Annotated in this window: 22 protein-coding genes; 8 read left to right on the forward strand and 14 right to left on the reverse strand. The window is 60.9% G+C overall.

The features are described 5' to 3' along the window. The first annotated feature begins 45 nt into the window (after nt 1–45). Nucleotides 46–957, forward strand: coding sequence for an AraC family transcriptional regulator (locus tag GVN17_RS24990; RefSeq protein WP_166597955.1), 912 nt, complete (start codon nt 46–48; stop codon nt 955–957). Nucleotides 958–1096: 139 nt separating this feature from the next. Here GVN17_RS24990 and GVN17_RS24995 read toward each other — a convergent pair whose 3' ends face one another. Together GVN17_RS24995 and hisD are read right to left on the reverse strand one after the other, a co-directional pair. Beyond that, the gene (locus tag GVN17_RS24995) at nt 1097–2488 is read right to left on the reverse strand and encodes a GntP family permease (RefSeq protein WP_166597956.1); all 1392 of its coding nucleotides are present in this window, start codon (nt 2486–2488) and stop codon (nt 1097–1099) included. Nucleotides 2489–2635: 147 nt separating this feature from the next. Next, nucleotides 2636–3943: a histidinol dehydrogenase gene (gene hisD / locus GVN17_RS25000; protein WP_166597957.1), complete on the reverse strand. Its 1308-nt coding sequence runs from the start codon at nt 3941–3943 to the stop codon at nt 2636–2638. A gap of 184 nt (nt 3944–4127) precedes the next feature. Here hisD and GVN17_RS25005 point away from each other — a divergent pair, with 184 nt between their 5' ends. Then, on the forward strand, nt 4128–5192 hold the full coding sequence (locus GVN17_RS25005; RefSeq protein WP_166597958.1) for a LacI family DNA-binding transcriptional regulator: 1065 nt from the start codon (nt 4128–4130) through the stop codon (nt 5190–5192). 15 nt (nt 5193–5207) lie between these two features. Here GVN17_RS25005 and GVN17_RS25010 read toward each other — a convergent pair whose 3' ends face one another. Then, on the reverse strand, nt 5208–6071 hold the full coding sequence (locus tag GVN17_RS25010; protein ID WP_256665376.1) for a LysR family transcriptional regulator: 864 nt from the start codon (nt 6069–6071) through the stop codon (nt 5208–5210). Between the two features lie 104 nt (nt 6072–6175). On the opposite strand from GVN17_RS25010, the gene GVN17_RS25015 reads away from it, so the two are divergent. Continuing rightward, nucleotides 6176–6880, forward strand: a complete 705-nt coding sequence (locus GVN17_RS25015) for a CTP synthase (protein WP_166597960.1) — start codon at nt 6176–6178, stop codon at nt 6878–6880. Between the two features lie 11 nt (nt 6881–6891). Here GVN17_RS25015 and GVN17_RS25020 read toward each other — a convergent pair whose 3' ends face one another. Next, a complete protein-coding gene (locus tag GVN17_RS25020; protein WP_166597961.1) occupies nt 6892–7800 on the reverse strand; it encodes a DMT family transporter in 909 nt (302 codons plus the stop codon). Nucleotides 7801–7903: 103 nt separating this feature from the next. On the opposite strand from GVN17_RS25020, the gene GVN17_RS25025 reads away from it, so the two are divergent. Next, nucleotides 7904–8800 (forward strand): LysR substrate-binding domain-containing protein, encoded by an 897-nt coding sequence (locus GVN17_RS25025; RefSeq protein WP_166597962.1) that lies wholly within the window; start codon nt 7904–7906, stop codon nt 8798–8800. Nucleotides 8801–8806: 6 nt separating this feature from the next. On the opposite strand, the gene GVN17_RS25030 is transcribed toward GVN17_RS25025, so the two are convergent. The 3 genes from GVN17_RS25030 to GVN17_RS25040 all read right to left on the reverse strand — a co-directional run bounded on the left by GVN17_RS25030 (nt 8807) and on the right by GVN17_RS25040 (nt 11941). Next, complete coding sequence (locus GVN17_RS25030) at nt 8807–10225, reverse strand: TIGR00366 family protein (RefSeq protein WP_166597963.1); 1419 nt, start codon at nt 10223–10225, stop codon at nt 8807–8809. Between the two features lie 274 nt (nt 10226–10499). Next, a complete protein-coding gene (locus GVN17_RS25035) occupies nt 10500–11156 on the reverse strand; it encodes a CoA transferase subunit B (protein ID WP_166597964.1) in 657 nt (218 codons plus the stop codon). Between the two features lie 83 nt (nt 11157–11239). Continuing rightward, nucleotides 11240–11941, reverse strand: coding sequence for a CoA transferase subunit A (locus tag GVN17_RS25040; protein WP_166597965.1), 702 nt, complete (start codon nt 11939–11941; stop codon nt 11240–11242). Between the two features lie 130 nt (nt 11942–12071). Here GVN17_RS25040 and GVN17_RS25045 point away from each other — a divergent pair, with 130 nt between their 5' ends. The 4 genes from GVN17_RS25045 to GVN17_RS25060 all read left to right on the forward strand — a co-directional run bounded on the left by GVN17_RS25045 (nt 12072) and on the right by GVN17_RS25060 (nt 15812). Next, nucleotides 12072–12965, forward strand: coding sequence for a LysR family transcriptional regulator (locus tag GVN17_RS25045; protein ID WP_166597966.1), 894 nt, complete (start codon nt 12072–12074; stop codon nt 12963–12965). A 251-nt stretch (nt 12966–13216) separates the two neighbouring features. After that, nucleotides 13217–14587 (forward strand): gluconate:H+ symporter, encoded by a 1371-nt coding sequence (locus tag GVN17_RS25050; protein ID WP_166597967.1) that lies wholly within the window; start codon nt 13217–13219, stop codon nt 14585–14587. A 208-nt stretch (nt 14588–14795) separates the two neighbouring features. Continuing rightward, entirely contained in the window at nt 14796–15071 is a 276-nt protein-coding gene (locus GVN17_RS25055) for a hypothetical protein (RefSeq protein ID WP_166597968.1), read from the forward strand. A 138-nt stretch (nt 15072–15209) separates the two neighbouring features. Then, a complete protein-coding gene (locus GVN17_RS25060) occupies nt 15210–15812 on the forward strand; it encodes a LysE family translocator (RefSeq protein ID WP_166597969.1) in 603 nt (200 codons plus the stop codon). Nucleotides 15813–15964: 152 nt separating this feature from the next. On the opposite strand, the gene ssuE is transcribed toward GVN17_RS25060, so the two are convergent. The 7 genes from ssuE to GVN17_RS25095 all read right to left on the reverse strand — a co-directional run bounded on the left by ssuE (nt 15965) and on the right by GVN17_RS25095 (nt 24689). Next, nucleotides 15965–16546: an NADPH-dependent FMN reductase gene (ssuE, locus tag GVN17_RS25065; RefSeq protein ID WP_166597970.1), complete on the reverse strand. Its 582-nt coding sequence runs from the start codon at nt 16544–16546 to the stop codon at nt 15965–15967. A 388-nt stretch (nt 16547–16934) separates the two neighbouring features. Then, complete coding sequence (locus GVN17_RS25070) at nt 16935–18017, reverse strand: polysaccharide biosynthesis/export family protein (RefSeq protein WP_166597971.1); 1083 nt, start codon at nt 18015–18017, stop codon at nt 16935–16937. A 160-nt stretch (nt 18018–18177) separates the two neighbouring features. After that, the gene (locus GVN17_RS25075) at nt 18178–19590 is read right to left on the reverse strand and encodes an undecaprenyl-phosphate glucose phosphotransferase (protein WP_166597972.1); all 1413 of its coding nucleotides are present in this window, start codon (nt 19588–19590) and stop codon (nt 18178–18180) included. A gap of 13 nt (nt 19591–19603) precedes the next feature. Continuing rightward, a complete protein-coding gene (locus GVN17_RS25080) occupies nt 19604–20857 on the reverse strand; it encodes a glycosyltransferase family 4 protein (protein ID WP_166597973.1) in 1254 nt (417 codons plus the stop codon). Between the two features lie 97 nt (nt 20858–20954). Further along, nucleotides 20955–21995 (reverse strand): acyltransferase, encoded by a 1041-nt coding sequence (locus GVN17_RS25085; protein ID WP_166597974.1) that lies wholly within the window; start codon nt 21993–21995, stop codon nt 20955–20957. 9 nt (nt 21996–22004) lie between these two features. Next, a complete protein-coding gene (locus GVN17_RS25090) occupies nt 22005–23126 on the reverse strand; it encodes a glycosyltransferase family 1 protein (protein ID WP_166597975.1) in 1122 nt (373 codons plus the stop codon). Between the two features lie 240 nt (nt 23127–23366). Then, a complete protein-coding gene (locus tag GVN17_RS25095) occupies nt 23367–24689 on the reverse strand; it encodes a hypothetical protein (RefSeq protein WP_166597976.1) in 1323 nt (440 codons plus the stop codon). Nucleotide 24690 lies beyond the last annotated feature (1 nt).

Below are 24690 nucleotides of genomic sequence, written 5' to 3' on the forward strand. Positions count from 1 at the left end.
CGCTCAAAACTTGTAGCTTGAGCCTTTTTTCCGGGCTTCATTTCGATGGCGAACACCCCCCGCATTCAGACCTACGGCATGCAACAGCGCAGCGACCGCATGGATTTTTACATTCGTGACAAGTCCGCTCGCCCGGCGCTGACGTCGCCCCATCGTCACGAATACTTTCAGATCCAGATCAACCTCGGCGGCGACACCGTGCAACATATCGGTGGCGCGATCCGGCCGTTCCCGCGCAACACCCTGGCGTTCATCCTGCCCCATCGTCTGCACGTGATTCCGCATCCCGAAGACGGCAACTTCGTGCTGATCAATTTCTCTCAGGAATTCCTGCTGCAACGTCTGCACTGCGACCCGATGGACCTTGAAGACGTGCCGCTGACCGAGGCACCTGAACTGGCGCCATTCCGGTTTCAGGAGCACCTGGATTTCATCCTCGACGACACACAGTTCGCCGAGGTGACGACGTTGCTCATGCAGATGCGCGAAGCCGATCAGACGAGGAAACTGGGTTCGGGGTCGGTGTTGCGGGGGTATCTGCTGCAGTTGATAGGCGAGGTCTGCAACCTGTTCGAGGCCGAGTTGCTGGCGCTGTCGGCGAACAAGGCCGAGCGAAGAGGGCGGCGTGATGCGATGGGGCGGGTGATGGATTACATTCGCGATCACATTGCCGATCCGGCGATGACCCTGACCGACGCAGCGGCTGCGGCGTTTCTTTCGCCCAACTACCTGACCCACCTGCTGCGCAAGGAAACCGGCAGCACGTTTTCCGAGCTGGTGCTGGAGCGGCGCATGCGTCTGGCCCGTACGCATTTGATGAACAGCAACAAACCCCTGAGCCACATTGCCGAGATTTGCGGGTTTGCCGATGAGGCGTATTTCTCGCGGCGGTTTCGCAAGGCCCATGGTGTCCCGCCGGGGCAGTTCCGGCGGGAGCACAATGGATTGTCGGCGTAGCGCGGATTCTGTAGGAGCGAATTCATTCGCGAAGCGGCCGTGCAGCCCATGCACCTTTATCGGCTGTGCCATTTTTCGCGAATGAATTCGCTCCCACAGAGATCGGGGATCGCCGCTGGAACCGGGGCGGTCCCTTGGATCAAACCAACCCTGTCGCGTAATACACGCCAATCACGAAGAACGCCGCCAGCACTTTGAAAATGGTCATGCCGAAGATGTCCTTGTAGGCCTCGCGGTGGGTCAGGCCGGTGACCGCGAGCAGGGTGATGACCGCGCCGTTGTGCGGCAGGGTGTCCATACCCCCGGCGGCCATCGAGGCAACGCGGTGCATCACTTCCATCGGGATGTGCGCGGCATTGGCGGCGGCAATGAAGGTGTCCGACATGGCCGCGAGCGCGATGCTCATCCCTCCGGAAGACGAACCGGTGATCCCCGCCAGAATGTTGATGGTGATTGCCTGATTCAACAGCGGGTTGGGGATTGCCTTCAGCCCGTCGACCACCACCAGAAACCCCGGCAACGCCGCGATCACCGCGCCAAAACCGTATTCCGATGCCGTGTTCAACGTCGCCAGCATTGCGCCGCCCACGGCCGTCTTGCTCCCATCGGCCAGTTTGCTGGCGACAGTGCGAAAGGAGAACACCAGCACGGTAATGATGCCCACGAGCAACGCCGCCTGCACCGCCCAGATCGCGGTCAGCTTGGCGACGTCGGTCTGGATCGGCGCCTTGAGGCCCGGCAGGTGAATACCGTACGAACCGCCGTACCAGCCCGGAATCCATTTCGTGAACAGCAGGTTCATGACGCCCACGAGGATCAGCGGCAGCAGGGCGATCAGCGGGTGGGGCAGTTTGATCTGCTCCGGGGTTTCCGGCTCATTGCGCAGGTTGGTCCCGTAACCCTCACCGGCCCGGGCGGCCTTACGACGCTGGTATTCCAGATAGACGATGCCGCAGACCAACACGAACAGCGAACCCAACACGCCCAGCCACGGTGCGGCCCAGGAGTTGGTGCCAAAGAAGGTCGTCGGAATGATGTTCTGGATTTGCGGGGTGCCGGGCATGGCGTCCATGGTGAAGGTGAACGCACCCAGCGCGATGGTCGCGGGCATCAGGCGCTTCGGGATATTGCCCTGGCGGAACATCTCGGCCGCGAACGGGTAGACCGCGAAGACCACCACAAACAGCGACACACCGCCGTAGGTGAGCAAGGCGCAGACCAGCACGATCACCAGAATCACCTGGCTGCTCCCCAGCAACCCGATGACTGCCTGGACAATAGCGCGGGAAAAACCCGACAGTTCGATCAGCTTGCCGAACACCGCGCCGAGGAGAAAGACCGGAAAGTACAGCTTGATAAAGCCGACCATCTTGTCCATGAACAGGTCACTGAACACCGGCGCCACGGCGGTCGGATCGGTCAGCAGCACAGCGCCAAGGGCGGCCAGTGGGGCGAAGATAATAACGCTGTAACCCCGATACGCAGCCAGCATCAGAACGCACAACGCCAGAACGGCGATGACAACACTCATGAGTCAATCCTTAAAAGCGGCACAGCGAACCGCCACCCGGCCTGGACAGGCGAGGTGTGGTCCGCAGTGGATGTGATTGTTTTTATTGTTCAGGCGAGCGGTCGTGCGCTCGCCTTTTTCCGCAAAAAGCCAACTGGAGCGTGACGCTTATTGGGCGGCACCGGCGTAGGGCACGTCCTTGTGGCCATAACGGCGCACGCGGATGTTGGCCTGTTCCCCGTGACCGGCGAAGCCTTCCAGCGCACACAGGCGCGAGCAGTATTCGCCGACCATCGCTGAAGCCTCGTCGGTGAGGACTTTCTGATAAGTGCAGGTTTTGATGAACTTTCCGACCCACAGACCACCGGTGTAACGCGCGGCTTTCTTGGTGGGCAGGGTGTGGTTGGTGCCGATGACCTTGTCGCCGAACGACACGTTGGTGCGCGGACCGAGGAACAGTGCGCCGAAGTTGCGCATGTTCTTGAGGAAGTAATCCGGGTCCTTGGTCATCACTTGCACGTGTTCGAAGGCCAGGTCGTTAGCGATGGCCAGCATTTCCGCTTCGTCCTCGGCGACGATCACTTCGCCGAAGCTTTCCCAGGCGCGACGGGCGATGTCGGCGGTCGGCAGAATTTTCAGCAGGCGCTCGACTTCGGCCATGGTCTCGCGGGCGAGTTTTTCCGAGGTGGTCAGCAGGATGGCCGGGGAGTCCGGACCGTGCTCGGCCTGGCCCAGCAAGTCGGTGGCGCACAGTTCGCCGTCGACGGTTTCGTCCGCGATCACCAGGGTTTCGGTCGGGCCTGCGAACAGGTCGATGCCCACGCGACCGAACAGCTGGCGCTTGGCTTCGGCAACGAACGCGTTGCCCGGACCGACCAGCATGTCCACTTGCGCGATGGACTTGGTGCCCAGTGCCATGGCGCCGATGGCCTGAATACCGCCCAGGCAGTAAATCTCGTTGGCACCGGCCATGTGCTGCGCGGCGACGATGGCAGGCGCCGGTTTGCCGTGGAAGGGCGGGGCGCAGGTGATGATGCGCGGCACACCGGCGACTTTCGCGGTGATCACCGACATGTGCGCCGATGCCAGCAGCGGGTATTTGCCTCCGGGCACGTAGCAGCCTGCGGCGTTCACTGGAATGTGTTTGTGGCCGAGGATGACCCCCGGCAGGGTTTCGACTTCAACGTCGACCATGGAATTGCGCTGGTGCTGGGCGAAGTTGCGCACCTGGGTCTGGGCGAATTCGATGTCCTTGAGGTCACGGTCGCTGAGCTGATCGAGACAGGCCTGGATTTCAGCATCCGTGAGGCGGTAGTCCTCGCGGTCCATCTTGTCGAAACGGATTGCCAATTCACGCACGGCGGCGTCGCCACGTGCTTCGATGTCGGCCAGCAGATTTTCAACGGTATCGCGGACTTCACGGGCAGCGGATTTGATGACTTCTGCTTCGGCGCCTTGTTTAAGCCACTTAGCCACGGTGTTCTCCTTCGAGATTGTTCTTATGGGTCTGAAGATTTGCATACGTATGCAATGGCTTGATCTTAATCCAGGATTTTTCAGGTTGCAAACCCCTCAAGCCGAATGGGCGCGAATTTCAGCGCGGGATGTGACATAAGCGATTGGCAGGTATCATCATTTTTTTTTCGGCGGTCGAAACGATATGTCAGACAACACGGAGCGGGGACGGCGTCCGGTGACGGCCCATGACGTGGCCAGGCAGGCGGGGGTTTCCCAGTCGGCGGTGTCGCGCACGTTCACCAAAGGCGCCAGTGTGTCGCCCGACACCCGGCGCAAGGTCGAAGAGGCCGCAGCGCTGCTGGGCTATCGCCCCAATCTGGTGGCGCGCTCGCTGATCACCCGACGCTCCAACCTCATCGGCGTGGCCATTCCGGGCATGGCCAACCCGTTTTATGCGCGGGTGCTCGAATCCCTTTCAGCGGCTTTCGAAGGCTTGGGCTATCGCATTCTGTTGTTTTCCATGGCCAACAACGAAGACTCCGACCCGGTGCTGGAAGAAATCCTGCGCTATCAGGTCGACGGTCTGGTGCTGGTGTCGGCGAGCCTGTCGTCGCATTTTGCCGAGGAGTGCCGCACTATCGGACTGCCCGTGGTGCTGTTCAACCGCACCAATGGCAGCACCTCTGTCTCCAGCGTGACCAGCGACAACCTCACCGGCAGTCGCACCATCGCGCAGTTTCTGGTGGCGGCCGGGCATGAGCGATTGGCGTTCATCGCGGGCAAGGAAAGCTCTTCGACCAACCGTGACCGTGAGGCGGGTTTCAGCGGCTATCTGACGTCGCAAGGGCTGCCGCCGCCGTTGCGTGAAGTGGGGGAATACACCTTCGAAGGCGCCATGGCCGCGACCCGCCGGTTGCTGAGCCTCGATGCGCCGCCCGATGCGATTTTCTGCGCCAACGACCTGATGGCGCTGGCCGCGATCAACGTGTGCCATGAGCGCGGGGTGAGACCGGGCAGCGACGTCTCCATCGTCGGGTTCGACGATTTGCCGCAAGGGCAGTGGCCCATCTTCGGTCTGACCACGTTCGAACAGCCCATGACCGAAATGATCGGCCGCGCGGTGAACATCATCTGCGCGCAACTGGCCGATCCGAACACCTCGGCGATTCAGGAGATTCTGCCGGGGCGAATGATCGTACGCGACACGGCGCGAATTCCCGCAACGGGCATGCTGGAGATCAATGGCGAGCGGATCTGGGAGCCCTGACGCGTGTCAGCGGCATCAGGCTTTCAAGGCCCGCGTCAGTTCGTTGAACAGCGCCGACACCGAACGCAGTGCCCGGCAATCCGGCCGGGTCAGCAGCCAGAGCCCGGTGTCGTAGCCTTCCAACGGTTCGCCCAACGGTCGCCATTCCCCTTCGCGCAACATGAAATCCGGCAACGCGGCGACGCCCATTCCCGCCCGTACCAACTGCGCGACGGCGAGCATCGAGCTGCATCGATAGGCCACATTCACCCCCGGAAACTGCTGACGCCTCCACGCAACGGTGGGGTGGTCGGGCAGGAAGTCATCGGGGGCAACCCAGTCCATCCTCTCCCACTCGACCTCGCCGCACCGTTGCACATACGCCTCGCTGGCGCACACCTGATACGACACCGTGCCCAGCCGCGTGCCCACCAGATGTTCCGGTGGCGTGTTGGTCAGGCGCAAGGCGATGTCAGCGTCTCGACGGCTGAGGTTGGCGAAGGCGCTGGAGGTGTTGAGCTCCAGCTTCAGGCCGGGGTAATCGGGCATGAACTGCCGAAGCGCCGGGAGCAGCAGGTCTTGCAACACGGCCTCGGTGCAGGTCAGGCGCACGGTGCCGCTGACAATCTGCTGGCCCTGTTCAAGGCTGATTTGCGCCAGTGCCAACGCTTGCTCAGCACTTTCGGCCTGTTGCGCCAAGTGCATCGCGGCGTCGGTGGGCCGATACCCCGAGCGGCTTTTTTCGAACAGCGACGTACCCACCGAGGCCTCCAGCCTGCGCACGGAACGGAACACGGTCGAGACGTCCACTTTCAGCAATTCGGCCGCTCTGGGCAGGGTCTTGCCGCGCACCAGGGCGAGGATCAGCACCAGGTCCCCGTGGTTGATTCGGTATTGCATTGCTGCATTGATCACTTGTCGGGACGCCAATGTTGATTGCACGACGGCAAGCTTATAGTCAGCGCCGGACTGACCGCAAAGCGTTTCGATATCAGGGAGCACGCATGAAACAGAAGCACAGCATTCGCATCGCATTGGTGGGGGATTACGACGTGAGCGTGCCCGCGCATCAGGCGATTCCCGTGGCACTGGACCGGGTGGCGGGGGAGACCGGCATTGTCGTCGAAGGCCAATGGGTGCCCACGCCGGACGTGGGAAACGGCGGAGGTTTGAAGGCATTCGATGGCGTCTGGTGCGTCCCGGCCAGCCCTTATCGCGACATGGACGGCGCGCTGACCGCGATCCGCTTTGCCCGTGAACAGCAGGTGCCGTTTCTCGGGACCTGCGGCGGTTTCCAGCACGCTCTGCTGGAATATGCGCGCAATCACCTGGGCTGGACCAACGCCGAACACGCGGAAACCGCGCCGGACTCTGATCAGGCCATCATCACCCCGTTGAGCTGTTCGCTGGTCGAGGCCTTTGCGCCGATTCGTCTGCTGGCTGGCTCGCGTATCGCCACAGCCTATGCCGCCGAGCAGACCCAAGAGCGTTATCGCTGCCGTTACGGGCTGCGCAAGGAGCTGGAAGCGCAGATCTTCGCCGGGCCGTTGAAGGTCAGCGGCTATGACCTCGACGAGGAAATTCGCGCCATGGAACTTGATGGGCATCCGTTTTTCGTCGCCACCCTGTTCCAGCCCGAGCGCGCGGCACTGGAAGGCAAAACGCCGCCGCTGGTGAAGGCTTTCGTGCGGGCGTGCGCGTTGAGCTGAGGGGGCAGCGTTTACGCGTCGGACTGCACACGCTGAGCGGCCAGTCGACGGCCGCTCTGCAACACGAACACCCCGCCCAGAATCGCCGCGATGGCCACGACGTCCAGCCCGTGCACCGGCTCGCCGGCGACAAATATGCCGATCAACAACGCGATGACGGGCGGGATGTACGTGGCCGAGGCGGCGATCACCGCGCCCAGCCGTTCGACGATGAAGTAATAGAGGATATACGCCACGCCGGTGCCAGACAGGCCCAGTCCGAGGGACACGCCGATCATGGCTTTGGGGCTGTCGGTGATGTGTTCCATGCCGGTCCGGTCGGTGACGGCCAGCAGGATCAGCAGCGCCAGGCCGATCTGATAGGTGCACAGCGCGACCGCCGAAATGTTCAGCCCGGTCAGGAAACGTTTGGCGTAGACGAACGAGCAACCGATGCTCAACGAGCCAAGCATCATGTACATCACGCCTTTCACCGAGATTGCCGCGTCGCCGGTGGCCCATGGCCGGGCGATCAACAGCACGCCGACGAATCCCAGCAGCACGCCCAGGGTCATGCGCCCGTTAAGTTTTTCTTCCCGCAGAAACAGAAAGGCACAGCCGAAGGTGAACAGCGGAATCACCCCGCTGAGCAGGCCCGCGACGCTCGACAGCAACAGGGTCGTGCCTTCCGCGTAGAGGTAGTAGTAGACCGCTGTCGCCAGCAGCGCCATCACCAGAAAGTGATGCAGATGGCGCACGTGGCTCCAGCTCAGGGCACGGGTGGCCAAGGCGTAAACGAGGATTGGCAGGAAACCGAAGAAGGAGCGGACCAGCACGATCTGCGCGGGAGAAATCCACTCCAACGCCCACTTCATGAACATGAAGTTGGTGCCCCAGATCAGCCCCAAGAGGGCGAAGGCGAAGTAGGCGATGTTTTTCATGGGAAGTCGGTCTGCCGCTTGATCGATGAGGTGGCGATTGTGCGCGGTGGCGTGATCCGTTACAAATCATCATCTCTATGGAATGGAATAGAAAATCTACGCCATGAAGCCTTCTCCACCTCTGAAAGCGTTGCTGTGTTTCGATGCGGCCATGCGATTGAACAGTTTTTCTCTTGCGGCCGACGAGCTGAGCGTCACGCCCGGCGCGGTTGGCCAGCAGATTCGCAACCTTGAGCAGTGGCTGGGCGTGTCGCTGTTCACCCGGCAGATCCGGCAGGTGCAGCCGACGCCGGACGGCCAGGCGTACTGGGCGCGCATTCAGCCTGCGTTGGCGCAGATCATCGACGCCAGCCACGCCTTGCGTGATCGCCACAACAACAACGTCTGGCTGAACATGCCGCCGAGCCTGGCCGCCAAATGGTTCGCCCGGCGCATGGCCGGCTTTCTTGAAAGCCATCCCGGCGTGGCGTTGCACTTGAGTTCGTCGATCAGCCTCACCGATTTCAGCAGCGAGCGGGTCGATCTGGCGATCCGGCATTTCGACGGGCATGCGCCGGAGCTGGACGTCGAGCTGCTGCATCAGGACGACGCGAGGGTGTATTGCAGCCCGGCGTACATCGAGCAGGTCGGGTTGCGTCAGCCGGAAGATTTGCGACGGGCGACGCTGCTGCACAACACCTTGCACCCGCATTGGTCGGACTGGTTACAGCGCTTTGCGGGAATCGGCGACGAGGAGGGCAGGGACATTCCCGGCATACATTTCGATCAGTCATTGATGGCCATCGAAGCGGCGCGGCGGAATCAGGGGGTGGTCATCACCAGCGAATGGCTGACCCAGGAGGAGGTGGCGAGCGGGGTGTTGGTGGAACCCTTCGCACAGCGCTTGCCGCTGACGAAGGGGTATTACCTGGTGCAGCCCAAGCATTCGATCCTGCGCCCGACGGTGCAGGCGCTTAAGGCGTGGCTGATCGTACTCGCCAATCAGCCATCGAACGAGTGAAGCGTCTTACGGCATCAACGGCGGAATGTACGCCAGCGTCGTGCCCAGCGCCCACAGCAGGAACAGCACCAGCGGCGTGTGAACGAGCAATTGCACGAACGAGAAGCCGATCAGGTCGCGGGCTTTGAGGCCCAGTACACCCAGCAGCGGCAGCATGTAGAACGGGTTGATCAGGTTCGGCAACGCTTCGGCGGCGTTGTAGATCTGCACCGCCCAGCCCAGGTGGTATTTCAGGTCGTTGGCGACTTGCATCACGTACGGCGCTTCGATGATCCACTTGCCGCCACCGGACGGAATGAAGAAACCGAGGATGGCCGAGTACACACCCATCAGCAGCGCGTAGGTGTCGTGGGAGGCGATGCTGGTGAAGAACGTCGAGATGTGGTGCGCGACGGTCTGAGCGTCACCGCCCTTGACCGTGGTCAGCAGCGCGGCAATCGAACCGTATAGCGGGAACTGAATCAGCACGCCGGTCGTGGTCGGCACGGCGCGGGCCACGGCGTCCAGGAAACTGCGCGGACGCCAGTGCAGCAGGGCACCGACCATGATGAACAGGAAGTTGTAGGTGTTCAGGCCGGAAATCGCGGTGATCGCGGGTTTGGTGCTGAATTCGTTATACAACCAGCCGGACGCCAGCACGACCATCAGAATGATCAGCAGCGGGCTGTATTCCAGCCACTCGCCCGGACGGGTGCGCGGTGGCAGTGGCGGCATGCTGAACGCCGGGTCGACACCGCAATCCTTGGCTTCGCGGGCACTGTTCGGGCCGGGCGCGGTGGCGTAGGCGACGATGATCGAGATCACCACCAAGGCCAGCAACATGACGCCCGACTGCCAGAGGAAGATGGTCTGGGTGAACGGGATCATCCCGGTAATCGCCAGAATCGACGGCGGCAGGCTCGCCGGGTTGGCTTGCAGTTGCGCGGCGGACGACGACAGGCCCAACGCCCACACGGCGCCGAGACCCAGGTACGCGGCGGCACCGGCGGCGCGGTAGTCCATTTTCAGGTCGGTACGACGGGCCAGCGCACGCACCAGCAGACCACCGAACACCAGCGACAGGCCCCAGTTCAGCAGGGACGCGACCATGGATATCAGCGCGACCCAGGCCACGGCCGAACGACCGTTTTTCGGGATACGGGCCAGACGGTCGATCAGCTTCACCGCCGGTGGCGAGCTGGCGACCACGTAACCGCCGATGACCACGAAGGCCATTTGCATGGTGAAGGGGATCAGGCTCCAGAAACCGTCGCCGAACGCTTTGGCGGTGTCAGCAGGTTTGGCGCCGATGACCAGCGTGGCCAAGGTGACGATGACCACGGCGAGGGCGGCGAACACCCAGGAGTCGGGGAACCAGCGTTCGGCCCACTTGGCGCAGCGCAGGGCAAATCGGGCGGAGCGGCTTTCTTCAATATCAGCGGCCACGTAGGGATACCTCTTGGAGTTGTTATTAAGGGCTATTGAAATAGCTGTTTTTAGGGTTGGCAGTGGTACGAAAAAGATGAAGCTCTAGATACAGCAAAGCCCCTTCGTTGCGGAAGGGGCAGAGTGGCATAACGATATGACGACTACTGACTCGTTCCTGTAGGAGTGAGCTTGCTCGCGATTGGACCGATCAGACACTGCGTGGGTGGCTGAACAATCTATCGCGAGCAAGCTCACTCCTACAGGGGACGAGTCGGGCTGAAGCCTGAACTCATCAGAACGTCATTTCCTTCACGTCATCCGGCACGATCAGCTTGCCGGCGGTCTTGGCGATGATCTCTTCGACCGTCACGCCCGGGGCGGTTTCGCGCAGGATGAACGCGCCGTTTTCGATCTCCAGATAGGCCAGATCGGTCAGGACTTTCTTGATGCAACCCGCGCCCGTCAGCGGCAGGCTGCAACGGGACAGGAGTTTGGACTCACCGTCCTTGGACGCGTGGGTCATGGTCACGATGATGTTGTCGGCACCGGCCACCAGGTCCATCGCGCCGCCCATGCCTTTTACCAGCTTGCCGGGGATCATCCACGACGCGATGTTGCCGTCGACGTCGACTTCGAACGCGCCCAGCACGGTCAGGTCGACATGGCCGCCACGGATCATGGCGAAGGATTCGGCGGAGTTGAAAATCGACGCGCCAAGGCGGGCGGTCACCGTCTGTTTACCGGCGTTGATCATGTCGGCATCGATCGTTTCTTCGGTCGGGAACGCGCCCATGCCCAGCAGGCCGTTTTCCGATTGCAGCATCACGTCGATGCCGTCAGGGACGTAGTTGGCGACCAGGGTCGGAATGCCGATGCCCAGGTTCACGTAAAAGCCGTCTTGCAGTTCGCGCGCAACGCGCTGTGCCATTTGTTCGCGGGAGAGTGCCATGATCGTGGGTCTCTTTTATTCTGTCCGGCGTGTGAAAGCCGACGTTTCCAAAGGGATAAGCGTTCGAGGTGCGAAGCGGGAGATCAGGCTTTCCTGATCGTGCGCTGTTCGATGCGTTTCTCGAAGGTGCCCAGGATCACGCGGTCTACATAGATGCCCGGCGTGTGGATTTCGGTCGGCAGCAGCACGCCCGGCTCGACGATTTCCTCGACCTCGACCACGGTGATTTTTCCGGCGGTGGCGGCGATCGGGTTGAAATTCTGTGCGGTGTGACGATAGACGACGTTGCCGAAGTGGTCGGCTTTCCAGCCTTTGACGATCGCAAAGTCGCCGGTGATGGCCTCTTCGAGAATCACGTTACGGCCGTTGAACTGGCGGGTTTCCTTGCCTTCGGCGACCGGGGTGCCGTAACCGGTGGCGGTATAGAAAGCGGGGATACCGGCACCGCCTGCGCGCATTTTTTCAGCGAGGGTGCCTTGGGGCGTGAGTTCGACTTCCAGCTCGCCGTTGAGCAACTGCTCCTCGAACAGTTTGTTCTCACCGACGTAGGACGCGATCATTTTGCGGATCTGCCGGTCTTCCAGCAGGATGCCGAGGCCGAAGCCGTCGACGCCGCAGTTGTTCGAGACCACCGTCAGGCCTTTCACGCCCATGCGCTTGATGTGGGCGATCAGGTTTTCAGGGATACCGCACAGGCCAAAACCGCCCGCCAGTACCGTCATGTTGTCGGTCAGGCCAGCGAGGGCCTCTTCGTACGTCGCAACCCGTTTGTCGAGTCCAGCCATGGTGATATCCCGCCTGATTTGTAGTTGTGTCTGACAATCATGCTGCCAGAGAGCGTTGTTTGCATCTTCTCTCTGTCTCAGTGATTTGTTAATTTTGTTTTTTTCATAGATTGATAAGTAATTCAAATATATGAACGTGAAGCAGCTCCGAGCTTTTCTGGCCGTCGCGCAGTCCTTGAGTTTTGCGCAAGCAGGGGAGCGCCTGCACCTGTCGCAACCGGCGCTGAGCCTGACGATCAAGGCGCTGGAAGAGGACTTGGGCGGTCAATTGCTGACCCGCACCACGCGCAATGTCAGCCTGACCCCTGAAGGCGAAACGCTGCTGCCACTGGCCCGGCAGCTGTTGGCGGATTGGGACAACGCCGAAGAACTGCTGCGCCAGCGCTTCACCTTGCAGATGGGCAAAGTGTCGATTGCCGCGATGCCGTCGTTCGCGGGGAATTTGCTGCCGATCGCGCTCAAGGTGTTTCGCGGGCGCTACCCCAGGGTCAACGTCGCGGTGCACGACGTGATCAACGAGCAAGTGTTGGAAATGGTGGATCACCGCCGCGTTGAATTGGGCATCGGCTTCGAACCCGAGTCCGCCAACAACCTGACCTTCACGCCGTTCTACACCGACCGTTTCGTCGCGGTGGTGCCGATGGATTCGCCCTTGGCGGCGAAAGGGGAGGTGACGTGGGACGAGCTGCTGCGCCACGACTTCATCACCCTGCAACGGCCCTCCGCCGTGCGGTTGTTGCTTGAGCAGGATCTGCAAACCCAGCACGGCAAGCTCTCGGTGGCGTTTGAAAGCCATCAGCTGTCCACGGTCGGCCGCATGGTGGCGAACGGGTTGGGGGTCAGCGCCGTGCCCTCGTTGTGTATTCAGCAAATGCAGGAGTTGGGCGCCCGCTGCATTGCGCTCGAAGGGCCGCGCATCGAACGGAGGATCGGGTTGATGACCCTCGCCGATCACAAACTGTCAGCCGCGGCGCAGGCGTTAAGGGATGTGTTGATTGAGTGCGCCCAAACCCCATTACTGTAGGAGTGAGCTTGCTCGCGATAGCGATATGCCTGCCCCAGATTCGAGACCTGACCCTCCGCTATCGCGAGCAAGCTCACTCCTACAGTCATAGACCGTATTCATTTAGATGAATGGATGAATGGCAGGGCTTTTCGGCCACTTTCCAAGAAAAAACCACTGCGACGAGTTGCCGCATCCGGTATCGTTTGGCCATCTGAAACAAAGTGTTTCAGAAAACCTTGAATAAGAATCGAACGATTAAGGGGTCACTCTTGGACTTGTCGTCTGCTGCGTGGGTGTTTCATGACACCCGCCTGATCATCTGCTGCCTGATCGCCATTGCCACGATCATCGTGTTGATCAGCGCCACCAAACTCCCGCCGTTTCTGTCGATTCTGGTGGGTACTTTCATCGCAGGGATAGGTGCGGGGCTGCCAGCGGAGGCGGTTGCAAAAGCGTTCAGCAAAGGCGCGGGCGGAATTCTCGGGGAAGCGGGGATCATCATTGCGCTCGGTGCCATGCTTGGCGCGCTGATGGCGGAATCGGGGGCGGCGGATCGCATCGCCTCGACACTGCTGGGGTTGGGCAAGGGCAAGACGCTGCCATGGGTGATGGCGCTGGTGGCGATGGTCATCGGCCTGCCGCTGTTCTTCGAGGTGGGGTTGGTGATGATGGTGCCAATCATCTTCGTGATGGCGCGTCAGTCGAACCTGCCGCTCCTGAAAATCGCGATTCCGGCGTTGGCGGGCATGACCACGCTGCATGCACTGATGCCTCCCCATCCGGGGCCGCTGATTGCGGTCAGCGCGTTGCACGCCGATCTGGGCCTGACCATGTTGCTGGGCATCTGCATTGCGATTCCGGCGGTGATTCTGGCCGGTCCGCTGTACGGCAACTGGCTGTCCAAGCGCCTGCACATTGAGGCGCCGGCTGAATTGGGCGAGCTGTTTTCCGCCAAATCCAACGTGAACCGCCAGCCAGGCTTTGGTATTTCCCTGCTGATCATCCTGTTGCCGGTGATTCTGATGCTCGGCAGCACGCTGGCCAAAGTGGCGATGGAGCCGGAAAGCAACGTCGCGCTGACCCTGAAATTCCTCGGCGAACCGCTGGTGGCCTTGGGGATCGCCGTGCTGGCGGCCACGGTTTGCCTCGGCTGGGCCAACGGCATTTCCCGCGAACAGGTGGGCGGCACGTTGCGTAAAAGCCTCGCGCCGATTGCCGTGCTGTTGCTGACCATCGGCGCCGGTGGTGGTTTGAAGCAGACCCTGCTGGACGCCGGTGTCAGCCAGACCATCAGTAAAGTGGCCGAAGGCGCACACATGCCGTACCTGCTGCTGGCCTGGCTGATCGCCGTGGCACTGCGTCAGGCGACGGGTTCTGCCACCGTGGCGACCACTACGACCGCAGGTATTCTCGCGCCGATGATGGCGGGCCTGGCGCCGATCGAAGCGTCGTTGGTGGCGTTGGTGATCGGCGCGGGTTCGGTGTTCTTCTGCCACGTCAACGACGCGGGTTTCTGGATGGTCCGCGAGTATTTTGGTTTGCAGCTCAAGCAGACGATCTGGGTGTGGTCGGTGTTACAGACCATCGTCTCGGTCGTGGGCCTGATCGGCACATCGCTGTTATGGCATTGGTTGGTGTGATGCCTGCCTGAATTCCACTCAACCCCTGTGGGAGCTGCTGGAGGTTACGACAGCTCCCACAGGGAATGCTGCGTTTCATCAGCATCGCGGTGTTCAGCGTGCAGGCTCTGAAAACCCGATAGCGACTATCAAGACGACTGATTTCAGCTGGAATGCCCCGGCGCGTAGCCTTGGCTTCATTCCAGAAACGAGCCGAATGGAGGCTCCGATGAACCGTCTTCTTGCCCTTGCCCTGTTGTTTTCCGTCGCCGTCGTTTCTGGCTGTGCCGCTGGCAATCATCCCGAACTGCGTCCTTACACCGCTGAAGAAACCCACCAGTTGGCCCTTGAAGACCTCAACCGTCGCGGCCTCTCCTACGACGATTACCAAGCCCGCAAAGCTCAGTTGATGGCCCAGCCTCAATTGCAGCAAGCCCACGAATTCGACAACCGCGGCGAGTTCAACGCCGAGGTCAGCACGGCTTCCAAGGCTCGCCAGGGCTGAACGCTGTACGCCAATACAGTTGCTGTGACCTGAGTTTTGCCAGCTAACTGTACGGACGAAAGTCAGCGTTACTGTCCATGTGTTTCCCGCTTCGCTTTCGCTAGCGTGGCAGGCAGAAAACAACACTGGACCCGTCTCATGCTGACTCCCGACCTGCTGCTCGCCTTTATCCTGTTCGCCCTTGTTTCATCCATCACACCGGGTCCCAACAACACCATGCTGCTGTCCTCGGGCGTGAACTTCGGTTTCAACCGCACCATTCCCCACATGCTCGGCATCAGTTGCGGTTTCGCGTTGATGGTGCTGGCGGTCGGCTTCGGTCTGGGGGCGGTGTTCAAGGCTTATCCCGTGCTCTACACCGTGCTGCGTTACGCGGGCGCGGCGTATCTGTTGTACCTGGCGTACAAGATCGCGACCTCAGGCCCCGCCAACGAAAGCGATGCAGGCAAAGGCAAACCGATGAGCTTCCTCGGCGCGGCAGCGTTCCAGTGGGTCAATCCCAAGGCGTGGGTGATGGCGGTCGGCGCGATCAGCACGTACACGCCCATGAATGGCTATTTCACGAACGTTGCGGTGATCGCGTTGGTGTTCGGCATCGTCAACCTGCCAGCGGTGGGGATGTGGGCAGGGTTTGGCAGCCTGTTGCGCAACGTGCTGCGAGATCCGCTGTGGTTGCGGGTGTTCAATGGGGTGATGGCGGCGCTGTTGGTGTTGTCGCTGTATCCGCTGTTGCAGCAGTAACCTGTAGGAGCGCGGCTTGTCCCGCGACCGGCTGCGCAGCAGTCGTCAATTCGGTGAATGCGGTATACCGGGAGACGGCGTGTGCAGCATTCACGACGACTCCGTCGCCGGTCGCGGGACAAGCCACGCTCCTACATGAGATCCATTGGACTTCAAAGCGCCAGCTTCAAATGCCCACCCGCCTCTTTATGCCGCGCGTTCGTGCGGTGTTGCAGCCCCAGCAGGAAATGATCCAGCCCGTCGTGCAGTCGCTGGGTCAGCAGTTCGTCGAGGTCCCCACCGAGAGCGTTGTCGCCGTAGCTGATCTGGGTGTCGATGGCGAACACGCCGTGCAGCACTTCCTGGCATTTGAGCGCGGACAGCACCGGCTTCAGCGCGTAATCCACGGCCAGCATGTGCGCGATGCTGCCACCGGTGGCGATGGGCAGGACGACTTTGCCGTGCAGCGAGCGCTCCGGCAGCAAATCGAGCAGGGTTTTCAACGCGCCGGAAAACGAGGCCTTGTACACCGGCGTGCCGATCAGCAGGCCGTCGGCCTTGGCCACAGCGTCGATAAAGGCGATGACTTCGGGGCTGTCGAAGCGTGCGTAAAGCAGGTCTTCGGCATTGAAGTCCTGGACGCGGACAGGCTTCACGCCGACGCCGTGATCGGTCAGCCACTGTGCCGCGTGTTTCAGCACCACGCCCGAGCGTGACCGGGTCGATGGGCTGCCTGAAATTGAAACGACCAACATGTTCAGATTCCTTGGGGTCAGTCACCCGAGGTGCAACGTGCACCGTACAGGCCGCGTGCAACGCGAAAGTGAGTGGGCGGATAGACCCTGTGACAGTTTTAAAGCAGCATGCGTGCCAGCGTAGCCGACGAACGTGTTGCCCAATGATTGCGCGGGCTCCACGACAGTTGTGCGTAAACGCCTGATGATGCGAACTGATGCAGGCGGAGGCAAGTGTTGAATAGGTGTTGTCGGGGCAACAGTTGCGGGTATCTCGGCGCCATTGCCTTTAGCTGGATGAACAAAACGCCAGCCAAAAAAAATCCCCGCAGCCAACGACTGCGAGGATTTTTGCTTTTGCTTTTGCTTCTAACTTGCCACTTGAAGCTTCAAGCTCGAAGCTGCTCCTTTAGTTCCGGAACATCGCACCCGTCTGGATGATGTTGTTCGAACCCAACAGCTGGCTCACGTAACGGCTCCAACGGGTGATGTTGGCCGGGCCGACAAACACGACGTCTTGCGCCGCCAGCTCGAAACCCTTGGCCAGCGCGTAACTGGTCGGTTTCTTCGCGTTCAAGTGATACACCGTCGCCGAGTGGGTCGCGTCCTGCGCCCGAATCACGTAAACGGCCTCACCGTCCGCCGCGTCCGGGCTCAGGCCGCCGGACGTGCCGAGGGCTTCAAGCAGGGTCACGCTGGTGGTGCTGAACGAAATCACCTGTGGACGCTGAACCTCGCCCAACACGTAGATCTTGTTTTTCGAGTTGCTGTTCAGGTGCAGATAGTCGCCGTCCTTGAGGTAGATCTTGCTCAGCTGCGAGTCCTTGCGGTTCAGCGAATCGACGTCGATCACGTAGTCCTTGCCGTCGCGACGCAAGGTCAGGCCAGCGAGGTTAGCGTCGGTCAGGTCCAGGCCAGCGGTGCTGATCGCTTGCACCAGGCTCAACGGGATGTTGGTGATCGGTTGTGGCCCCGGCGCTTTGAACGCACCGGACAGGAGGATGCGCTGGCTGTTGTAACGCAGCACTTTCACGTCCACCTTGACCTCGGTGTATTGCGGCAACAAGCCCATGCGCAGTTGTTCGCGAATCTGCGAAACGGTCTTGCCCGCCGCTTGAATACGACCGACATACGGGAAGAACACCGTGCCGTCGTTCAACACTTCGCGGCTGTTGGCGTCCAGTTGTTCCTGAGAGCCGGGGGCGGTCAGTTCAGGGTGTTCGAACACGGTGACCAGCAGGGCATCGCCCGGCCCGACCACGTATTCAGGGGTTTTGTAGGTCATCAACTCAGGTGGCAATGGCTTGGCCTGGGAAGCAGCCGTTTTCTGCTGCTGGGCCAGGGTCGTCGGAGTGATCTGGACGAGCGTGACCGCCGGACCGTCAGGGTCCTTTTCAGTGACATCGCTCAGTGACATGTATTGACCGGGGGCGAATGCGCAGCCTTGCAAAACCAGACTGGAAAGCAGCACTACCGCTAACGTTACTTTCATATGAATGTTCCTTCTAATCCTAATAGGTGCGTACTGGCACCGCAGTGATTTCATTGCATCCCTTACTCACACCGAACAGCGGATCACGTTATTTCATACACCCATGCACCTCCTGCCGCGCTCGTCAGCGACGGCCACGTCGTTTTTATTGGCAGATTTTTTAAAATGCGTTCTTGTTGACGAAGCCTTTGAAGAGCGTCAGCAGGATGATTTTCATGTCCAGCCAGACCGACCAGTGCTCGATGTACTGCAGGTCGAATTCCACGCGTTTCTGCATCTTGTCCAGCGTGTCGGTCTCGCCACGCCAGCCGTTGATTTGCGCCCAGCCGGTAATGCCCGGCTTGACCTTGTGCCGCAGCATGTAGCCCGAGACCTGCGTGCGGTATTGCTCGTTGTGCGCCACCGCGTGTGGGCGCGGGCCGACGATGGACATGTCGCCGCGCAGCACGTTGAAGAATTGCGGCAGCTCGTCCAGCGAAGTGCGACGCAGGAAGGCGCCCAGCGGCGTGATCCGGCTGTCGTTGCGCGTGGCCTGGGTGACCACGTCGCCGTTCTCCTGAACGCTCATGCTGCGGAATTTCCAGACCATGATCGGTCGGCCGTCCAGCCCGTAGCGACGTTGGCGAAACAGCACAGGACCTGGTGAGGTGAACTTGATGGCCAATGCGATCAGCATCAGCGGCAGGGCGATCATGCCGAGGATCACGCTCGACAGCACAATGTCCTCGATGCGCTTGACCACGCTCCACGCGCCGTCCATGGGCGAGTCGAAAATGCTGATGCTCGGCAGGCCGTTGATGCTTTCGGTGCGGGCGTGCAGCAGCTCGAACATGAACACGTCCGGGATCACGTAGACCGACGCGGTGGTGTCGCTCAGGCCCTTGATCAATTCCTGAAGCCGCGCCTGGGCGCCAAGGGTCAGGGTGATGTAGACCTTGTCGATCTTGCCGTCGCGGGCATCGGCGATCAGTTGATCCAGGTCGCCCAGCACCGGAATGCGCCGACCGATCCGCGCGAGGTCCATTTGCTCCGGGGTCTCGTCGTAGAAACCCAGCAGGTCCAGGCCCATCCACGGCGCGCTTTCGATGGACATCGCCAGACGTTCGCCGCAATGGCCAGTGCCGACGATGGCGACGCGACGGGCGTTGAAGCCGCGAGCGCGCAAGGTGTGCAGCACGCTGCGAATCGCCAGCCTATAACCGCACAGCGCCATCATGACGGTGGCGAACCACGCCATCTGGCTGTTATTCGCCAGGTTCGCCGGGTGCAGCAGCAGGTAATCCACGGTCAACAACAGGATGAACGCCAGCCCCCAGTAATTGGCGACTTTCAGCAGTTCGCGCAGGATGCGTTCGCCGCGCCACGAGCCGTAGAGCTGGTGGTACTCAGCGAGCCAGTGGAACGCCACGGCCGCCAGGAGGATTTGCATCCAGGCTTCGGCGTCCATCTCCGAGCCTGCGATAAGGTTGACGCAATAGCCGCCGATGGCAATCACCGCCAGATCCAGCAGGCGGTGGGCGACAGACAAGGACGATTGATGAGCATGCAAGATGCCGCGAAGAGGTGTGCTCATGTTCGGTGCTCGCTCAGACAGATTTAATCGGAACAACGCGGGCGGCGAGGTCGCCAGGGACCAGGCTTGAGGCAGACAAACTGGGTGTAACAAGGCTCGGCGCTGGCTGCGTGGCCCGGTATTGCGCGGGCTGGCGGGCCTGGCGCGAGGCGCTCAAGCGCATCTCGACGAACTGACGCATTTCCTGCTCGAAGCGGGCTTCGCTGAACCGCTCGGCGTTGATGCGACAGGCCTGTGCAGTGATGCGCCCGCCGGACGCTTCGAAGGTCTCGACCGCCTCCATCAACGATGCGGCGCTCTGCTCCGGATAAAACACCCCGGTTGGCTGCGGATGATCCAGCCCGCAGACGGTTTCCAGCACGCCGCCCTTGCCGAAGGCGATGACCGGCGTGCCGCAGGCCTGCGCCTCCACCGGGCTGATGCCGAAGTCTTCCTCGGCGGCGAATACGAAGGCCTTGGCGTTGCGCATGTGTTCCTGCAACACCGCGAACGGTTGATAACCGAGCAGCGTGACGTTAGGCGCGTGGGCCGCCACGGCTTTGGCTTTTTCCATCTCCGGGCCGTCGCCGACCACCACCAGACGCTTGTCCGGCATGGCAGCGAAGGCTTCGATGATCATCGGCATGCGCTTGTAGGGCACCATGCGCGACGCCGTGAAGTAGTAATCCTGTTTGGTCTCTTGCAGGGTGAAACCGTTGGTGTCCACAGGCGGGTAGATCACCGTGGATTCGCGACGGTAGGACTTGGTGATTCGGGCGCCGATGAAGTGCGAGTTGGCGATGAAGTCATCGACCCCTGCGGAGGTGCGCTGATCCCACATCCGCATGTAGTGCAGGATCATCCGTGCGACCTTGCCTTTGAGGCCGCTGTTCATGTTGGCTTCTTTCAGGTACTGGTGCTGCAAGTCCCAGGCGTAGCGGATGGGCGAGTGCACATAGCTGATGTGCAATTGGTCCGGGCCGCACAGCACGCCTTTGGCTACTGCGTGGCTGCTGCTGATGATCAGGTCGTAACCGGACAGGTCCAGTTGCTCGATGGCCATTGGCATCAGCGGCAAATAACGCTGATATTTGGTGCGCGCCTTGGGCAGACGCTGAATGAACGTGGTCTTGGCGACCTTGCCGCCCAAATGGGCGCGGTCCTGATCGCTGAGGAAATCGATGACGGAAAACAGATCCGCCTCGGGCCAGATATTGATGAGCGCGGCTAAAACCCTTTCGGCACCCGCGTACGTCACCAGCCAGTCGTGGACGATTGCAATTTTCATTGGAATTCTCTGCATTAACGGCTCACGGAAACCCGCTACGTCGAGCGAAGCTCGCGCAGGTTTTCCCAGAGCGGTTGTCATTGGCGCATGCACGGCTTCAGACGCTGATGGTTTGCGCCTTCGCCTTGCGATTATTGAGACGTTTTCCAAGTTGGATAAAAGGTGTCTCGATGTAGCGGAAAGACAGATGAGACGCCCCGAGGGTCAGGAGGGTGGCGACGACCGCAAGGGTCAACGCCGAAGCCCCGCTGCTCTTTAGAAGAAACTCGGCCAGCATCAACATTGAAGGGTGAAGCAGGTACAGCGAGTAACTCACCGCGCCCAACCACACCAGCACGGGGTGGTCCAGACGCACGCTGCGGGTCAGCAACAGAAAACTGCTGATGGCCAGCGCGTAGGTGAAGCAGTAACGGCCCCATGTTTCCCCGGTGCCCATGTCCTTGCTGTACGCCATGATCAGCGTCGGCATCAGCAGCACGGCGAAGGCAATCAACAGCGTTTTCAGGTTGCGGGTCAGTTCTTTGCTGTGTTCGGCCAGCAGCCACTGGCGCCACACCGAACCGAAGAACATCAGCGACAACGCCAACGGCAGGGCCACCGGCAACTTGCGCTCGCTCACCGCGCGAACCACGGCCATGGCCAGGGCCATCAGCAAGAACAGCAACGAACAACGGGTGCGGAAGGTCTGGTCATACAGCTTGCCACCGATGAACAGCGCCAGGCACAAGGCGTAGAACACCAACTCGATGAACAGCGTCCAGTACAACCCCACCACGTCATCGAAGCCCAGGGCCGCTTGCACCATCGTCACGTTGGCGATGATCTGGGCGAGGGAGGGCAGCGGAGCGTCGGTCAGTCTCAGCATCACCACGAACAACAGCAGCGACAGCCAGTACGCCGGGTACAGCCGCATGAAGCGTGAAATCAGAAACCGCTGCGCGCCGTCGGGACCGGGCTTGAGGCTGTAGGGGATGACCACGCCGCTGATCATGAAGAACCACAGCACGCCCAGCTTGCCGGGGTCGATCAGGTAATCGAAGACCCAGACATGACCGATGATCGGCGCATAGAGGTGCGTGAACACCACCATCAGGGCCGCGACGCCGCGCAGCGCGTCAAGATAGGCCAAACGTTTCATGGGCGTGCCTCAGAGCTTGCTGGACGATTCACGACGCAGGGCGTCATTGCCGGTGCTGGTGCGTCGGTCCCTGGGCTGGTTGAGCAGGGTGTCGATGCGCTGCGACACCCGCCGCGCCGACTCGTCCCAGGAAAACCGCGCCACGTTGTTCAGGCCGCGTCGTCGCAGCGACTGGCGCAGCGGCAAGTCCACCAGAATGCGTTCCATCGCCGAGGCCATGTGCGTGACATCCATCGGGTCGAAGTACAAGGCGCTCGCCTGCAACACTTCCGGAATCGATGCCGCGTTGGCGGCCAGCACCGGGCAGCCGCAGGCTTGCGCTTCGAGGGGCGGGATGCCGAAGCCTTCATACAGTGAAGGGAACACGAACGCCGTAGCGCCCTGGTATTGTGCGATCAGTTCGTCGTCGCTCAGCCGCCCGAGGAAACGGATGCGTTTGTCGCGGCTGGCCAGGCGTTGCAGGTTGTCATCGGCAAACACGTCACTCGCCCCACCGACGATGTGCAGTTGCAGGTCGTCGTGGTCGCGCAGCATCAGGAACGCCTGAATCATCCGGCTGAAGTTCTTGTGCGCGCTGGGCGAGGACACAGCGAGCAGATAGTCGGGGTGATCCTTGAGCGGCGGCCCCGGCTGGAACGCTTCGCTCACCGCGTTGGGCACCACGAAAATCTTCTTTTCCGGGTAGTTGTAAAACTGCGAAATCTCGCCCTTGGAAAAGTTACTGACGGTCAGCAGCGCCTTGATGCGCGACAGCATGATCGGCGTCATCGTCCGGTACAGCAGGCGAAAGGCACGGGTGTAGCTTTCGGGGTGACGCACGTACGTGACGTCGTGGTGGGTCGCGATCTGGTTGCCATAGAAAAGCGGCGCCGTGCTGCACAGGGAAATCAGCAGCGGGTTGCCGTTGCGGCGCAGGTACAGCGGCAGGTCGAGCTGTTCCCAGACGTGACCGCTGTGGCTGCCGATGCACTGCACGTCGAGGGCGCGGGCCGTGTCGTGCATTTTGATGCCGTGAGGGGCGACGAAAACCACGTCGTCACGCAGCTGTTTGAGGGCCAGACAGGTCTGTTCCGCGAAGCGTTGGACGCCGCGCAACTCCTGAGTCAGAAAACGTGCATTGATCACAATCATTGTGGGCGACCTGATAGAAGATGAAGGGGTCGTAAGTCCTGAGCTCAATCCGGAATGGGCGGGCTGAGCGGTTGCAGACTGTGGGAGCGAATTTATTCGCGAGAGGACGGGACATCCGAAACATTTCTGTCGGATGTACAACCCGTCTCGCGAATGAATTCGCTCCCACAGGGAATCTGCGTTTCAAGCAGAACCATCAGTGTGTTGGTAATCCGGGAGCGACTGTAACGAGGTCACGAATCAGGGCAACGCAAACAGGGCAGGGCGGGTACCCAGCGTGATGATCTTGGGAAACTCATCGATCGGCACCTGCGCCGAGCACCGCCCTTCGTTGCAGTTCCACGGGATTCCGCTGTCCACCAATCCTTTCTGCGGTTCTCGCGTGTCGATGTACTGCACGTTCCCGCGCAACACGCTGCTTGAATCCAGTTTGATTGACCGCGGATAACCCGCCGTCCACGCCACCATGATCTGATCCGAACCCCGGGCGAACCTCAGCAAGTACTGCGAGTCGATCTCCCGGCTCTTCTCCGCGTCATAGCGAAACTGATGCAAGGTCGGGCTGATCGCCTTCAACGTCAGGTACGCCTGCTTGACCCCCAGGTCCTGCGTCAGCAACCCGAAATTCTGTTCAGGGTCCGTGGCGTCGGGGCCATCGTTGAGTAAGCCGTTCCACCACATCCCTTTGATGTTCGGCATCGTCTGCGCCAGGAAGAAGCTGCGCGCCAGAAATGCTGCCTGGGTTTTCTCGTCGCCGCCGCAACGCCCTTCGTTGCTGGGCCAGCCCATCTCGGTCAGGTAGAGCGGCACGGCGGTCTTGTTCTTTGTCTTGTCCTTGAGGTCTTCACTGATCCGTCGCAGCCAGGCGATCCAGTTCTCCGGCGTGTTGCGTTCATCCGCGCGGCAATGCACGTACGGGTGCAGCGACAGGCCATCGACGACATTCAGAATTCCCGATCCCACCAGCCGGTCGGCGAAGCCCAGGTCCATGCCCTGACTGGTCACTGCCCCGGCGAGAATCACCATCGGCCGCTGGTTGGTGCGAATGCGCCGAGCCGCTTCCTGCACCAGCACGCTGTAATCCTTGGCGAAGTCAGAATCGACAGGATTCTCCTTGTCCCACTCGTTCCAGACTTCATAAAAATCCACACTGTCCGCCAATTGGCGGGTGACAAAACTCACGTAGTTGCCATAGGCATCCCGCACCAGTGGTTTTCGCGGTTTGGCGTAGTTGTCGTAAAACGGGTTTCCGTAGCCCAACACCAGCAGGGGCCGTAGCCGATGTTCCTGGGCCTGGCTCAGAAACGTCTGCCATGACGACTCGATTTTCATCAAGCCTCGTCGGGGTTCGGCGCTGGACCAGTAGGCATCGTCCCGCACCGAGTCAACGCCCGCCGCCTGCAGCAGTTGCAATGCCTTGGCTGGCGAAGTGTTCTTGTTCATCAGGTGGGTGTCGACCCCGATGATGAAGGAATCGTCGGCAAGGACTGCGCCGCACATGCCCCAACTCAGCAGCAGGACCGTAAGGGGTCGTCGTAACCTCGTCAGGTGCGTGATGGGCATG

It is taken from the genome of Pseudomonas sp. SLFW (genome assembly GCF_009905615.1).
Taxonomy (GTDB): Bacteria; Pseudomonadota; Gammaproteobacteria; order Pseudomonadales; family Pseudomonadaceae; genus Aquipseudomonas; species Aquipseudomonas bambusae.

Excerpts from the sequence above, each read along its gene's own strand:
- GVN17_RS25020 (WP_166597961.1), bottom strand. The coding sequence starts at position 7,800 with ATGAAAAACATCGCCTACTTCGCCTTCGCCCTCTTGGGGCTGATCTGG.
- GVN17_RS25075 (WP_166597972.1), bottom strand. The coding sequence starts at position 19,590 with ATGAGCACACCTCTTCGCGGCATCTTGCATGCTCATCAATCGTCCTTG.
- GVN17_RS25085 (WP_166597974.1), bottom strand. The coding sequence starts at position 21,995 with ATGAAACGTTTGGCCTATCTTGACGCGCTGCGCGGCGTCGCGGCCCTG.
- GVN17_RS24990 (WP_166597955.1), top strand. The coding sequence starts at position 46 with ATGGCGAACACCCCCCGCATTCAGACCTACGGCATGCAACAGCGCAGC.
- GVN17_RS25010 (WP_256665376.1), bottom strand. The coding sequence starts at position 6,071 with ATGCAATACCGAATCAACCACGGGGACCTGGTGCTGATCCTCGCCCTG.
- ssuE (WP_166597970.1), bottom strand. The coding sequence starts at position 16,546 with ATGTTGGTCGTTTCAATTTCAGGCAGCCCATCGACCCGGTCACGCTCG.
- GVN17_RS25055 (WP_166597968.1), top strand. The coding sequence starts at position 14,796 with ATGAACCGTCTTCTTGCCCTTGCCCTGTTGTTTTCCGTCGCCGTCGTT.
- GVN17_RS25080 (WP_166597973.1), bottom strand. The coding sequence starts at position 20,857 with ATGAAAATTGCAATCGTCCACGACTGGCTGGTGACGTACGCGGGTGCC.
- GVN17_RS25025 (WP_166597962.1), top strand. The coding sequence starts at position 7,904 with ATGAAGCCTTCTCCACCTCTGAAAGCGTTGCTGTGTTTCGATGCGGCC.
- GVN17_RS25095 (WP_166597976.1), bottom strand. The coding sequence starts at position 24,689 with ATGCCCATCACGCACCTGACGAGGTTACGACGACCCCTTACGGTCCTG.
- GVN17_RS25045 (WP_166597966.1), top strand. The coding sequence starts at position 12,072 with ATGAACGTGAAGCAGCTCCGAGCTTTTCTGGCCGTCGCGCAGTCCTTG.
- GVN17_RS25005 (WP_166597958.1), top strand. The coding sequence starts at position 4,128 with ATGTCAGACAACACGGAGCGGGGACGGCGTCCGGTGACGGCCCATGAC.
- GVN17_RS25035 (WP_166597964.1), bottom strand. The coding sequence starts at position 11,156 with ATGGCACTCTCCCGCGAACAAATGGCACAGCGCGTTGCGCGCGAACTG.
- GVN17_RS25015 (WP_166597960.1), top strand. The coding sequence starts at position 6,176 with ATGAAACAGAAGCACAGCATTCGCATCGCATTGGTGGGGGATTACGAC.
- GVN17_RS25040 (WP_166597965.1), bottom strand. The coding sequence starts at position 11,941 with ATGGCTGGACTCGACAAACGGGTTGCGACGTACGAAGAGGCCCTCGCT.
- GVN17_RS25090 (WP_166597975.1), bottom strand. The coding sequence starts at position 23,126 with ATGATTGTGATCAATGCACGTTTTCTGACTCAGGAGTTGCGCGGCGTC.
- GVN17_RS25060 (WP_166597969.1), top strand. The coding sequence starts at position 15,210 with ATGCTGACTCCCGACCTGCTGCTCGCCTTTATCCTGTTCGCCCTTGTT.
- GVN17_RS24995 (WP_166597956.1), bottom strand. The coding sequence starts at position 2,488 with ATGAGTGTTGTCATCGCCGTTCTGGCGTTGTGCGTTCTGATGCTGGCT.
- GVN17_RS25070 (WP_166597971.1), bottom strand. The coding sequence starts at position 18,017 with ATGAAAGTAACGTTAGCGGTAGTGCTGCTTTCCAGTCTGGTTTTGCAA.